The 13,302-nt window shown below is 42.2% G+C and carries 9 protein-coding genes; 3 read left to right on the forward strand and 6 right to left on the reverse strand.

The genetic code is table 11. From position 1 onward, the window contains the following. Positions 1-114: 114 nt before the first annotated feature. From ACP69U_RS12690 to ACP69U_RS12700, 3 genes are all read right to left on the reverse strand, one after another. On the reverse strand, positions 115-573 hold the full coding sequence (locus ACP69U_RS12690; RefSeq protein ID WP_426138690.1) for a hypothetical protein: 459 nt from the start codon (positions 571-573) through the stop codon (positions 115-117). A 51-nt stretch (positions 574-624) separates the two neighbouring features. Then, positions 625-1,089 carry a hypothetical protein gene (locus ACP69U_RS12695; RefSeq protein ID WP_060490843.1) on the reverse strand — a complete coding sequence of 155 codons (465 nt, stop codon included), beginning with the start codon at positions 1,087-1,089 and terminating at the stop codon, positions 625-627. A 273-nt stretch (positions 1,090-1,362) separates the two neighbouring features. Further along, entirely contained in the window at positions 1,363-3,369 is a 2,007-nt protein-coding gene (locus tag ACP69U_RS12700; protein WP_426138691.1) for a hypothetical protein, read from the reverse strand. A 630-nt stretch (positions 3,370-3,999) separates the two neighbouring features. On the opposite strand from ACP69U_RS12700, the gene aceE reads away from it, so the two are divergent. Both aceE and ACP69U_RS12710 read left to right on the forward strand, forming a co-directional pair. Further along, positions 4,000-6,813, forward strand: a complete 2,814-nt coding sequence (gene aceE, locus ACP69U_RS12705) for a pyruvate dehydrogenase (acetyl-transferring), homodimeric type (RefSeq protein ID WP_055124237.1) — start codon at positions 4,000-4,002, stop codon at positions 6,811-6,813. Positions 6,814-6,838: 25 nt separating this feature from the next. Beyond that, a complete protein-coding gene (locus ACP69U_RS12710; RefSeq protein ID WP_426138692.1) occupies positions 6,839-8,575 on the forward strand; it encodes a 2-oxo acid dehydrogenase subunit E2 in 1,737 nt (578 codons plus the stop codon). A gap of 210 nt (positions 8,576-8,785) precedes the next feature. Here ACP69U_RS12710 and ACP69U_RS12715 read toward each other — a convergent pair whose 3' ends face one another. Next, positions 8,786-9,427 (reverse strand): OmpW/AlkL family protein, encoded by a 642-nt coding sequence (locus tag ACP69U_RS12715; protein ID WP_055124235.1) that lies wholly within the window; start codon positions 9,425-9,427, stop codon positions 8,786-8,788. Positions 9,428-10,269: 842 nt separating this feature from the next. Between ACP69U_RS12715 and ACP69U_RS12720 the strand changes: the two genes are divergently transcribed. Next, positions 10,270-11,253 (forward strand): ion transporter, encoded by a 984-nt coding sequence (locus ACP69U_RS12720; protein WP_055124234.1) that lies wholly within the window; start codon positions 10,270-10,272, stop codon positions 11,251-11,253. A gap of 113 nt (positions 11,254-11,366) precedes the next feature. On the opposite strand, the gene ACP69U_RS12725 is transcribed toward ACP69U_RS12720, so the two are convergent. Then, entirely contained in the window at positions 11,367-12,014 is a 648-nt protein-coding gene (locus tag ACP69U_RS12725; RefSeq protein WP_426138693.1) for a TerD family protein, read from the reverse strand. 88 nt (positions 12,015-12,102) lie between these two features. Then, positions 12,103-13,239, reverse strand: coding sequence for a helix-turn-helix transcriptional regulator (locus ACP69U_RS12730; protein WP_426138694.1), 1,137 nt, complete (start codon positions 13,237-13,239; stop codon positions 12,103-12,105). Positions 13,240-13,302: the final 63 nt, after the last annotated feature.

The following is a 13,302-nucleotide window of genomic DNA, read 5'->3' on the forward strand; positions in this document are numbered from 1 at the left end:
CTGCCGCTTCAATCAGCATGCGAACGGCGCGTTCTTTAATCTCAGGAGTATAGGTTTGTCTTTTCATTGTCGTATTCTCTCAGAATATTAGGTCTCCGACAATCCCGGGGCGGTTCAATCAGCACCTGACTGATTGGTTACTGTGACTAAGTCGCCAGCAGTATTACGCGTTTGGTAAGTAACTGTTATATTGGCAAGCTGTGTAGCATCTACACTACCTAAGTCCATATCATAACTATCAGTAAAGTTACCACCATTGGTCAAAGTATGATTATAGGTAATAGTACCGTTAGGAATAACAGCTATGCCTTTATTAGTATTAACGTCATTATCGCCATCAATATTAGTAGCCACTAATGAGAATTTAACTGTTTCAGTAATACTAATTACTACTGGGTTTGAATCAACTTTCTTCTGCTCTTGACCTCCAACAGAGTAGGTTGCTGAGGCAACGTTCGTAATAGAAGCAGAGCCTGCAGTAGATTGTTCACCTGCGATAGCACCAGTAGATAGACCCATTACCGCAGCAATACCAACGGCTAACAGGCTATAATTAAAATTATTTGATTTCATATAGATATCCTAAAATTAGAAGAGCAAGATTTTATGAGTTGAAGGAGAGGTCTAGTTAACGATCGTGTTAAGTGCCACGGCGGCAGACTTCTGTGCTGGTAATAACTTGATATTCCAGCGCAGGGTACGATATTCAGAAAACGGAATTTTGACCATTTTGCCATCGACTTTACGCATCAGTGGCATATCGGCATAGTTCTTGCCATCGATACTGGCTTGAGCACTGGTAGGGTTAGCTTCACCAGTGAAAGCCATATTGGCAGGGATAGGCAGTACGACAGCCAGATCTTGGATATCTTTGTTAATAATATTGCTGTATGTTGCCTTGTACTGAATGACCGTACCCGCTGGAGCATTACGAACTGGTAGATAAGAGATCTTACCTTCGGCGTTTTTGGTGACTTGATTGGCTGTTAAATCCATTTTTAAGGCATCATTGGCGTGAGCAGCACTTAGTGCTATTACCGACGCTAAGCTTGCTAATATGGCACTGCGTAAAAAATTAAAACCTTTCATATCGTATTCCTTGCTTAAACCATTATTATCAAGTCAATCTTGACTTCGTCCCATGCAATGTAAAAACTGCAATCAACTATGAATAAGAGATGCTGATAAAGTTAGAATTGTTCCTTAATGTGATTGTCACGCAAACAATACAAACATTCACCACAAAAACGACAAATGGTATTTTGGAGTACACAAACGGCAAAAGCCCTATCTATAGAGATAGGGCTTTTATCAGTAAAAAATATTCTTTAGAGTTGATAATATAGCAAGGGGGAATAGTTACTAAGGATTCATAGTAGTGCCGTATTTGGTGTTGAAGCGAATAGCTCGACGGCGATCGGAGCTAGTAATTCCTAGCGAGAAGCCATTAGTTAGCACTTGACCATTATTACCAATCGATACTGAACTATTAGAAAAAGAAGGTACACCGCTGTTTTCTCCGATAGGTGTAGGCGTGGCTAAAGTAGACGTTACAAGAGCACCATTTTCTCCTTTTTTCTGTAAGGTGTCTCGAATAATGATATCTGTCAAAGGCGCATTACCACGGTTAACCGCTTCAATCCTATAAGCGATACATTGTCCTGGTATGATCTCAGATATGGAATTTGTACTATAAGCAGTACTGGCGCTACCCGTATAATTAACATTAATGGTCGTGAGGTCGGTCAAGCTACAGTTGTGAGTATATTGACTCTTGAAGAGCACTAAAGCTGCATTATCTTGAATAACATCACCAAAGTTATTATCAGGATAGTTAAATGTATTAGTCGTAATATTTATTTGTCGCAAATTGCTTGTAGTATCCACAGAGTATGTATAATTATTAGGTTCATTCTGAGTAGCACAGAGCTTCGTATTGCTTCCAAGCTGCGCAGGCGTCAAAGTGAAACTATATGTTCCATCATCACTTATATTCACAGTTTGAGATGTAAACGTACTTGTACTTGTATCATCTGCACATTTGTTTAGGGTGATGGTATGACCCGTAGTAAAAGGAATACCAGATTCAGTTGGTGAATCGTATTTACCGTTGAAGTAAAGACGGTTATTTAGATATTTATCGGATATATCATCTTTAGTTGGGCTTGTAATTTTACCATTGTCGTTAAACACGATGCCTGAAAAGCTATAAGATTTTGGTGTGTTGGTAATAATACAAGTAACCTCGTCACCATAGTTTAAGTTTGATAACGTAAAAGAGCTTGTGTTTCCAGAAGGCGTGCTTGAGTTGCTACCAGTCGTTGCATTGCTACAGACATAGCTAGTATTATAGTTAGTAGCATCACCATTTATTATATTCTCAGATATGGTATAGGTTGTACTTGGGGCTAATTCCAATGGGGTAACAGTGCTTCCATTAGTTATGGTCGAACCTGCCCCTGTTGTTGTAAAAGACGCTGTAGAGCCTTGAGTGTCAGGAGTTAATTTTCCACCAGCTACTTTAATATTGAATTGGTCACGCTTAGTATCACTGTCGTTAAAACGAGTACCATCTAATTGTTTTTTGACAGTCAACTTAGGCGGTGCAAGACAAAAATAGAAGTCTGAGTAGCCCACTACATGGTCGCCAGTAGATGTCGTAGTAGATGCAGACCTATAAGTGTTCCCATGAGTTATAACAAAAGGCGTATTTAATGATTGAGAGCCCCAATCAACATTGAAATTACATGGAGTAGTAGGACTACAGTTCGGCCATTGATTGCCTGTGATGGTGCGGTTCGAATTTGATAATGTGTGGTTTGCAGTAAGAATGTTACTAAAAGTACCGGCAGCGCTAAAGAGTGATACTGATTCAGTATATCTTCCATTTTCATTTGAGTCTAAATCTTGCACAACAAACCCATACTTCGATACTGGCTTGTTAATAGTAGCAGTAAGTTTGTGATTTATATTAAGGTACTGGCTGCTATGGCGCATATTAATAGCATTTGTAGTTACGCCACCGAAACTACTGGCTTCTGGATAACCAGCAGCTAAAAAATTAGTCTCAGAAAAAGACAGTTTGAATTCGAGATTGTTGTTGAAGCTATAGGTAGTGCTAGTGTTTCCTGCACCTCCTGTCCAACTCAATGCCAATTTATTAGCTGCTGCAGGTGCAGGGCTGAAATTTTTAGATCCTACATAATACATTGCATGATCTGCGGGGCAGGTGGGACTAGCTTCAGCCGCAAATGCGCCATTACTAACCAACATTAAGCTCATAGCGGCTATCAATGCCAGCACCCGATATATATGTTCACTGAATAGTTGTGAAATTATTGAATTTAGAACGTATGGCATTTTATGCATATGATTATTCCTATAAGAAGCTAAAACTTGCTATAAGCGTTTAACTAGTTCTCAATTATTTCACTAACTAAACTAATGTATATATTACGTAACTTAACATATTAAGCAATAATTTCGTAAAAGTCCTACGAAGTGGATGAATGGCAGATATTTCATGACCAGCTACAGTATCTAGTTATAGATGTCAGCTCGTTAGCAAACAATCCTTATATTTCTTTGAAATATTTCTAAAAAAACTAATGATTATTTATTTCAAAAATACTTGTCATATCACCATTTCTTTACAGCTATAAACAACTGCAGCATAAGAGCCTATAATAAAGAGTTATTATCATTTGATAATTGACTATAAAAGTTGGGTTAGCATTTTATTATCTAACCACTTTTAAATACTCAGTTCATATGCGATGGATAGTAGCGATGTTTTTATTTTGGCTATGTGAGGCTGCTCCAGATGCTGAGTTGGTCAAATACTGCTGCATAACCGCACCCTACTATAAATCTCACTTCTTAAAATTAACAAGGAAGTCATTGAGAAAACTATTCCCGCACGACAATATTGAAGTAACACTTTGATTTAATAATATCCTGTCTTCGGGCAGGACTGACTGATAAAAAAGGACAATAGTAATGAATTATTATAAGGATGCTGATAGCACCGAAACCCAAGAGTGGCTGGAAGCGTTTGAATCTGTTATCAAACATGCAGACAAAGATCGTGCTCAGTTTCTGCTAAAAGCTTTATACAATATGGCAGTTCAAGAAGATCTGCCGTTCAATCGTCTTGATACCGCTTATATCAACACCATCGCCGTTGAAGATGAACCGATGTACCCTGGCGACCTAACCATTGAGCGAAAAATCCGTGCTTTGATTCGCTATAACGCATTGGCCATGGTCATGCGCGCGAACAAAAATGACGACGATTTGGGTGGTCACTTAGCGACGTTCGCTTCTAGTGCCACGCTATACGAGACAGGTTTTAACCATTTTTTCCGTGCTGCCAGCGATCATTTCGGTGGTGACATGATTTATTATCAAGGTCACTCAGCACCCGGTATTTATGCGCGTTCTTATTTAGAAGGTCGATTGACCGAAGATCAGCTTGATAATTTCCGTCGTGAAGTCGGCGGCAAAGGCTTATCAAGCTATCCGCATCCATATCTCATGCCAGATTATTGGCAGTTCCCAACCGTATCGATGGGACTTGGTCCGATCATGTCGATTTATCATGCGCATGTACATCGCTATATGGAAAACCGCGGTTTGCTAGAAAAAGAAGGTCGTAAGATTTGGACGTTCTTGGGTGATGGTGAAACGGATGAGCCAGAAAGCTTAGGGGCTATTTCTCTCGCTGGTCGTGAAAAGCTAGATAACCTAATCTGGGTCGTCAACTGTAATTTACAGCGTCTTGATGGTCCAGTCCGTGGTAACGGTAAAATTATCCAAGAGCTAGAGTCTGTGTTCCGCGGTGCTGGCTGGCGTGTGATTAAAGTTATCTGGGGTGGTAAATGGGACAGCTTACTTGCCAATGATAAAACGGGCGTGCTCAAACATCGTATGGAAGAAGTGGTCGATGGTGAGTATCAGCTATACGAAGCCCGTACAGCTGAGTTCACTCGCAAAGAGTTCTTTGGTAAATATCCTGAGTTAGAAGAGATGGCTGATGCGCTATCTGATGAGGATATCTCGCGCTTGAATCGTGGTGGTCATGATCCAATGAAAGTGTATGCTGCGTTCAGCGAAGCGATGAAAACCAAAGGTCAGCCAACCGTTATTTTAGTCAAAACCGTTAAAGGCTATGGCTTATCGGCTCAAACACAAGCGGTCAATAAATCACATCAGATTAAGAAACTCGATCAAGAAGCTTTGATGTATTTCCGTGATCGCTTTGATTTGCCATTTACTGACGAGCAGCTAGAGACGCTACCATTCTATCGCCCTGAAGAAGGTTCAGCGGAGATGAAGTACCTTAAAGGTCGCCGCGAAGCGCTAGGTGGTCATTTACCAAATCGCCGCAGTGGTCATATCCCATTGAATATTCCTGAACTTTCAATGTTTGATCGGGTATTAAAAGGCAGCAATGGTAAAGAGCAGTCGACGACGATGGTATTCGTACGCTTGTTGTCAGCCATGCTAAAAAACAAAGACATCCAAGATCGTGTCGTGCCAATCGTACCTGATGAAGCACGTACTTTCGGTCTAGAAGGTATGTTCCGTCAGTTGGGTATCTACTCGGCGGTTGGTCAAAAATATACGCCAGAAGACAGTGAAGCTTTGATGGGCTACAAAGAAGCCATCGACGGTCACATGTTAGAAGAAGGCATCAACGAAGCAGGCGCAATGAGTACGTGGATTGCGTTGGCAACCAGTTATTCTGTGAATGCGTTGCCGATGATTCCGATGTATATCTACTACTCAATGTTTGGTTTCCAACGTGTGGGTGATTTGGCTTGGGCGGCAGGTGATTGTCAAGCACAAGGTTTCTTACTGGGTGCAACAGCTGGTCGTACCACCTTGAACGGCGAAGGCTTGCAGCATCAAGATGGTCATTCACAGATTCTATTTAACGTCGTGCCTAACTGTGTGACTTATGATCCTTGCTTCGGTTACGAGCTAGCAGTCGTCATGCATGATGGCCTACGCCGTATGTATGGTGAAGGCGAACGCGTTTATTATTACTTAACGCTAATGAACGAAAACTACGAGCAACCTGCGATGCCAGAAGGCGCGGAAGAAGGCATCAAGCGTGGTATGTATTTGCTCGAAGACAATGGTTCAACCCAAGTGCAACTATTAGGCTCGGGCGTTATTTTACGTGAAGTACAAAAAGCGGCGCAGATTCTAAAAGATGAGTTCAATATTACCTCCAATGTCTGGAGTGTGACCAGCTTTAACGAGTTGACTCGTGACGGTATGGTCTGTGATGACTACAACCGCTTGCATCCAATGGATGAAGAGCGGGTGCCATGGGTGACTGAGCAGTTAGCGCCGCATGAAGGTATCGTAGTTGCCGCGACGGATTATATGCGCAATTATTCGGAGCAAATCCGTGCTTGGTTACCAGATAATCGTCCTTATACGACTTTAGGCACAGATGGCTACGGTCGTTCTGATACTCGTGAAAATTTGCGTAGTTTCTTCAACGTTGATGCGGCTCATATCGTGGTTGCGACGCTCAAACGCCTAGCGGATGAGGGTGAAGTCGAGATGCGTTTGGTGAAAGATGCCATCTCAAGTTTAGGCATCGATGTGGATCAACCACCTGCTTGGCAACAACAGCCTTATTATGATCATTCTCCTGATGCACCAGCGCCTGGTAATGTCAATCCAAATCCTGTCCCTGAATTTGTCGCTGAAGATGATGATGAAATCAGTAATGAAGGTCGAGCTGAAGACCAAGCGGATGCGACTTTACTTAATAACGGTGATGTCAAAGAATAATAATCATAAGACTAGGAGATAAATCATGGATATTAAAGCCCCCGATTTGGGTGTTGATAGCGCCGAAGTCAGCGAAATTATGGTAGAAGTGGGTGATGTCATCGCAAAAGATGACAACATCATTCTATTGGAATCTGACAAAGCCTCGGTTGAAGTACCAAGTTCTGCTGCTGGCAAAGTCACCAAAATCAGCGTTGCTGTTGGTGATCAGGTCAGTGAAGGTATGGTACTGATTGAGCTTGAAAGTGAAGCAGACAATGCAGAAAGCAATGTAGACACTAAAGAAAATAGCGCTGCTGACGAGAAGCAAAAGGCAGATGAAACGGCTGCTAAACCAGAAACAAAACCTGAGCCTGCTGCAACTGAATCAGCCTCGTCTGACGCTAATGACAAGCCTGCGTCTAACGCTGGTAAATCGACCACTCATGCATTGCCAGATTTAGGTGTTGATGAAGCGCAAGTTTCTGAAATCATGGTCAGTGTTGGTGACATCGTGACTGCAGATCAATCAATCCTATTGATTGAATCTGACAAAGCATCGGTAGAAGTACCCGCACCAGTCGCTGGTAAGATTGAAAAAATCTTAGTTCAGACTGGTGATATGGTTGCTAATGGTCAAGACTTTATCATTATCATGAGTAGTGGTGCAGATGCTGCTGATGCAAGTGAGTCTACATCAGATAGCGCTGAGCCAAAGCATTCAGCACCAGCCAAATCAGAAGAGAAAGCTGCTGCTAAAACAACGGGTGAGCCAAAACAGGCAGAAAAATCTACAACGCCTAATGCGGTCGCTAGTAAGCAAGCTGATAAGCTGACTGAAGCACAGGTCAATGAAAAGTTGGTTGACGTATATGCAGGTCCAGCCGTGCGCAAGCTGGCACGTCAGTTAGGTGTCGATATCACCCAAGTGAATGGTTCGGCGCTAAATGATCGCATTCTAAAAGAAGACTTGTTTGCGCATGTTAAAGAAAGCTTAAACACTCAAAAAGCGGCACCTGCCAGTGGCAATGTAGCCAGCGCTAGCCTGCCAAGCTTACCTGACATGAGCAACGTTGAGATTTGGGGTGAAACAACAACCCAAGACCTTAGCCGTCTACAAAAAGTCTCGATACCGCAGCTCAACTATAATACCTTGTTGCCACAAGTGACCCAGTTTGATTTGTCTGATATCACTGAGACAGAAAAACTGCGCGGCGAGTTAAAAGGTAGCATGAAAGCTGAAGGTATCGGCTTCACGATTTTAGCGTTCGTGGTCAAAGCGACGGCCTATGCCTTAACGCAGCATCCACGTTTTAACAGTCATTTAAATGATGACAATACGCAAGTTATCTTGCGTAAAAGTGTCAATATGGGCATCGCGGTGGCAACGGATGATGGTCTCATCGTACCTGTTATCAAGAATGTACAGGATAAAGGCTTGAAGCAAATCGCCATTGAAATTGGTGAGCTTGCGGTAAAAGCGCGTGACAAAAAACTCACTACTAAAGATTTGCAAGGCGCAAGCTTTACCATATCAAGCCAAGGTAACTTGGGTGGTACTGCCTTTACGCCATTAGTAAATTGGCCTCAAGTGGGTATTTTAGGTGTGTCTGAGGCAAGCATGCAGCCACGTTGGGATGCTAAGAAGCAAAGCTTTGAGCCGCGTCTCATGTTGCCATTATCATTGTCTTACGATCACCGTGTGATTAATGGCGCAGATGCTGCCGTATTTACCCGCTATATCGCAACATTGCTGGCTGATCCGCGCCGTATTTTGCTGTAAGAATCGTTTGTACTAAAAGGATCTGAAAAAAGACTGTCTTAGTATAGTCTTTTTTTATGATTAAAATTTGATATTAATAGTCACCAGATTTTTAGCGGTTAATGACTGTAGCACAATCGTTTTTATCTATAATAGTTGTTGCTTAAACTTTAGATACAAAAAAGCCGGCGATTAAGCCAGCTTTTTTTATTCACATTACTTTATGTTATATTAGAAAGTCTTAACAAAAGCAACGCCATATACCCAAGGGCTGATGTCAACTTCACCAAGGTCAATGGTCTCACCATTAGCTTTTACGCTGGCGTCTGTTTTGATGTCCATATAGCGAGCATCAATACGGAAGTATTCAGTTGGGGCAAAAGGTATGTCAAGACCGATGTGACCAGCAACGCCGACGCTATCATCAAGTTCTAATTTTTCGAAAGCATCGCTATAGATTTTTTCTTTAAAGAAAGTCGTATAGTTCACACCAACACCAACAAATGGCTTCACATTCATAGGCATGTTGTAGCCATCGAAGTGATATTGTACCGATAGAGTCGGTGGCAAATGCTGAGTTTTAGCATCGATAGTAGCATCGCCAGCAGTTAAGGTAATGTCATGATGGAATGGTGTAGCCGCTAGTAATTCAATACCAATGTTATTGGCAACGAAATATTCGCCGCTAATGGTTGGTTGAACATCACTGTCTACGTCGACACCAATAGTGCCATCTGCCAGTGTACCGTTATCGCTCTTTGGGTCAACCATGTGAGCACCAGCAGCGACAGACCAAGTACCAGCTGGTACAGCAAATGCTGTGGTCATAGTAAGTGCAGCAGCAGTGGCTAAAACTAGGGATTGTAGTTTCATCATTTGATTCCTTAACGTGATAGAAGATTATCGGTGGCTATCTAACGAGGGATGACATTAGGTACCGATACACAATGTTATGATTATTGACTAACCTGTAACATTACAACGCCATTATAATACAAAACCATATTTACTGTAAGGTTTTAAACGCATATTAATGGCTTTTATGGCATAAATTTACCGTTAAAGGTATATTTGTCGAGGTAATTAAAAATTACTTAGGACAGTTAGCATTTTTGAAGCAAGACTTAGATCCCTTCATGCTGATGTTATACAGAGGTATGGCATTAGAATTTGGTCGATAGTCAATGGTGCTAAACTCTCGCTGATATTTTTAGAATATTAAAATGTCAAAAGCTTAGAGTCGGTAATGATAGTCTCATTACTTTTCGAATGAATAATGAGAGTGGGAAAAGAGGGGTAATATATTATGCTTGGCTATTGTAGTAATTCTCCTCTACGCTGCACAAATGCACGTTCTGTGACGATATTGGATCGGATGGACTCTTGCTGTCCTGAATGCAACTTATTTTTGCTGCCTGCTCAAGATATCAGTCAGCAATTACGCGCTGACGAACGATTCTTACGCTTCGCTATCATCGCCATTGTGCTGGTGCTAATTTTGTTTGCCTACATGTACTATTTAAATTTAGTATAATCACCGATCATGCTTCATAATAAATAAGACAGTCCTGTCACTAGTAATGCTTTAAGAGCACTATATCGCTAAGTAATGATGGGTATGAAATACTGATAGTGACCGAGCATTAATGTCATATTCTGTGATGACTGCTTTATTATACTAATATAAGACCGGTGTTTCACCGCATAGGGACGGCATGCTATTCCAATCTATACGGCGCTTGCGTCTTTTCGTTTACGATATTCTGCAAAATGATGAGCACGATACGCTGTTTAGCCGTTGCGTTGACTACTTTTTAATATTTTTAATCATGACCAATGTAGCAGCGGTTATTGCTGAGTCGGTTGACAGTTGGTATTACCCTTATCAAGAGTATTTTACTTGGTTTGAAAATTTCTCTATCGTGGTGTTTTCTATTGAGTATTTGCTGCGTTTGTGGAGTGTGGCCGAGGAAAAACCAGATGGCACCACTTGGCGTCAGCGCTGGGAGTGGTTGAAAAGTCCTTCTGCGTTGATTGATTTAGTCGCTATTGCGCCAGCTTTCCTGAATTTCTTTGTTACGATTGATTTACGCTTCTTACGTATATTACGTTTATTCCGAATTCTCAAACTGACCCGCTATTTTGCTTCGTTACGCATCTTATTGGTGGTCATTAGCAAAGAAAAAGGCTCATTCCAAGCGGTTATTTTTATTTTAATAATTATGATTGTGACGGCATCTAGCGGCATTTACTTGGTTGAAAACCACGCCCAGCCAGAAGAGTTTGAGTCGATACCTAAAGCGATGTGGTGGGCGGTGGTGACGCTAACGACGGTAGGCTATGGCGATGTCACGCCGATTACCAATGCGGGTAAAATATTGGGTGCGGTTATTACCATATTAGGTGTGGGTCTGGCGGCATTACCTGCAGGTATTTTAGCGACTGGTTTGGCAAATGAGCTTGCTCAGCGCCGTGAAGAGCTTGAACAGGACTTTCGAGCGCAGCTGATTGACAGTGATTTTGATTTGGTAAAAAATCAGATGATGATCGATAAGATTCGCCGTGAGCTGGGACTGGATAAAGAGCAGGCGCAAAATATCGTATTACAGGTATTACGCGAACAAGAGCTTGAGCGCCGCGAAAGAGAAGTGGAAGAACGACAAAAGAATTTTTGCCCACATTGTGGTGAGCCACTGTAAGTCTTTTATAGTGATTATTTTAGGTTTCAAAAAATGGATATGTAAGAAAAGGGTGCAACGTTATCAGAACGTTGCACCCTTTTTATTAGCAATAAACGGATATTTTATGGTATTTAGATAGCTTGTGGAATGGGTAGCGCACGTGCCAGTTCATGTGCGACTTGCTGCGCCGCCGTTGCTAAATCTTCGGCAGTAAGGGGTAAGTTTTGCAGTGTGAGATGCCAATCATCCACTTCTCGGCGTAAATGTGCCACCCACAGCGTCGTGCAATCACGTGGCAGTTGCTTTAGATTGACTTCAAAGCATCGATTGCCCTCATCATCACTTAGGTGAATCTCGCCTTTTTTGACTCTTGAAAACGGATGACCGTGGTAAGAGTTGGCTATCATAGCAATGTGGGTGATATGTGCTGGGATTTTATCTAAGTAAAGCCTGATTTGCTCTTGGTCAAGAGGCGCCAAATACATCGCTTGTTCGCCGCGATCTTTGCCATTGAGACTGTCGCCTTGATGTTTCACTGATTCCGCTTTATCGCGCAATTGTTTGAACCAAACGATATCACTGATGGTGCAATTATCGTCATATAGTACGCAAGCCAAATCAATATCAATAGCGCTCTGGTTTTTTTTAAAGCGCTTAAACATGCCTTTTGGCTCAATCTTGGTAAATTCATAGTTTAGCGCAAAAAATAAGGTTCCCGCGTCTAAGCCCAGTCCTCTTAAACTGTCTGACAGTAATGGCAATGAGGCAGTGGTCGGCATAACATTCCTTATCTATTTTCGTTCTTCATTTTTAAATAGTGGTAATCGTCTGAATACGGTTAAATTTGAGCGTCATTACTCGCAGTTGTTATTTATGATCAAAAAACTTATCCAATACGGCTTGATGTAACAATGCTGGTTTGGCATTCAATAAACCGTTGCCAAAACCACGTAACCACCAAACCAGTTGTGAAGTTAGGTTGACAGTGGCTTGAATGGTCAGCGTGTCATCATCCAACGTAACAGTTTGATCGTCACTGAGCTTGCTTTCAGTCAGGCTTTTGCCCGCTTGTTTGGTGAATTGTAGCTCAATAGCGGTGTTTTTGCCATGATTAGGCAGCTCACCGAATAAGGGGTGGCTAAAGCCCATACCACCCGCATCCAAATAAGTATCGAGTTGGAAACTTTCAGGTGTTTGTGCGGCGCTTTCGAGAATGTCAACGCTCGCAAATCGATGTAGGGCAAAGGTACGAATGGTAAAGTTTGGATCATCAGGACGAGTTGCCAGCAGATAAATAATCACACCGCGCTGGATAATAGCGATGGGATTTAAAAGATATTCACTGGCCTGTGATTTATTGCTGCGGGTATAGCAGGCCTTGATTTGTAATTGATAAAATAGCGCATGGTAAATATTGTCTTTGCTATCCAAGTCAATATGCGGCGCGATTAGTGGCTGAGTGGCAGGCTCAATACGCACTCTGTCGATCCATGAATGGGTGACTTTACTGTTTTTTAGCTGCCGCCTTGCCAAGTCAAACCATGGAAATAATTCATCTAAAATAACGGGTGGTAATAGCTGAGTTAGATTGGCTTCAACCATATTAAAGGCGACTGCTTGCGATAGATTCATGTGCGGTAAGCTTTGGAGTGGTGCATCATCACGCCAGCGCCAGCCTTGTGGGTTGGCGTTATTTTTTTCTATCGGAAAGCGTTTTGCCAGCGCATTTAAGTCGCGTTGAACAGTGCGCAAGCTGATGTCAAAGCCTGCCATCATCAGCTGCTCGTAGATATGGGTTGTGCCCACCCAGCGGTTGCGCTGTAGTTGCGATAGCACTTGCCACTGGCGCGCCGTCGTCGCCGCGCCATGGCGATTATCGTTACTATCTCCTGAGACGTGGCTATCTCCTGAGACATGACTGTCCGCTGCCGCTACAGTATTAGCTTGCTCAACAGAGTTCGTTTGAGCATGAGAGTGGTCGGCGTCAGTAGAATGTACAGTCATTAAGCGTTAACCTTTATGAAATTACGAGTTGGCTTTTGTATAGCTTAGCGGAATATTAACCAT

The sequence above is a fragment of the Psychrobacter sp. TWR1-1-1 genome, assembly GCF_049895865.1.
Taxonomy (GTDB): domain Bacteria; phylum Pseudomonadota; class Gammaproteobacteria; order Pseudomonadales; family Moraxellaceae; genus Psychrobacter; species Psychrobacter immobilis_A.

Bases quoted from the DNA above. Each gene is read 5' to 3' on its own strand.
- ACP69U_RS12715 (WP_055124235.1), bottom strand. From the start codon at position 9,427: ATGAAACTACAATCCCTAGTTTTAGCCACTGCTGCTGCACTTACTATG.
- ACP69U_RS12725 (WP_426138693.1), bottom strand. From the start codon at position 12,014: ATGCCGACCACTGCCTCATTGCCATTACTGTCAGACAGTTTAAGAGGA.
- ACP69U_RS12690 (WP_426138690.1), bottom strand. From the start codon at position 573: ATGAAATCAAATAATTTTAATTATAGCCTGTTAGCCGTTGGTATTGCT.
- ACP69U_RS12710 (WP_426138692.1), top strand. From the start codon at position 6,839: ATGGATATTAAAGCCCCCGATTTGGGTGTTGATAGCGCCGAAGTCAGC.
- ACP69U_RS12700 (WP_426138691.1), bottom strand. From the start codon at position 3,369: ATGCATAAAATGCCATACGTTCTAAATTCAATAATTTCACAACTATTC.
- aceE (WP_055124237.1), top strand. From the start codon at position 4,000: ATGAATTATTATAAGGATGCTGATAGCACCGAAACCCAAGAGTGGCTG.
- ACP69U_RS12730 (WP_426138694.1), bottom strand. From the start codon at position 13,239: ATGACTGTACATTCTACTGACGCCGACCACTCTCATGCTCAAACGAAC.
- ACP69U_RS12695 (WP_060490843.1), bottom strand. From the start codon at position 1,089: ATGAAAGGTTTTAATTTTTTACGCAGTGCCATATTAGCAAGCTTAGCG.
- ACP69U_RS12720 (WP_055124234.1), top strand. From the start codon at position 10,270: ATGCTATTCCAATCTATACGGCGCTTGCGTCTTTTCGTTTACGATATT.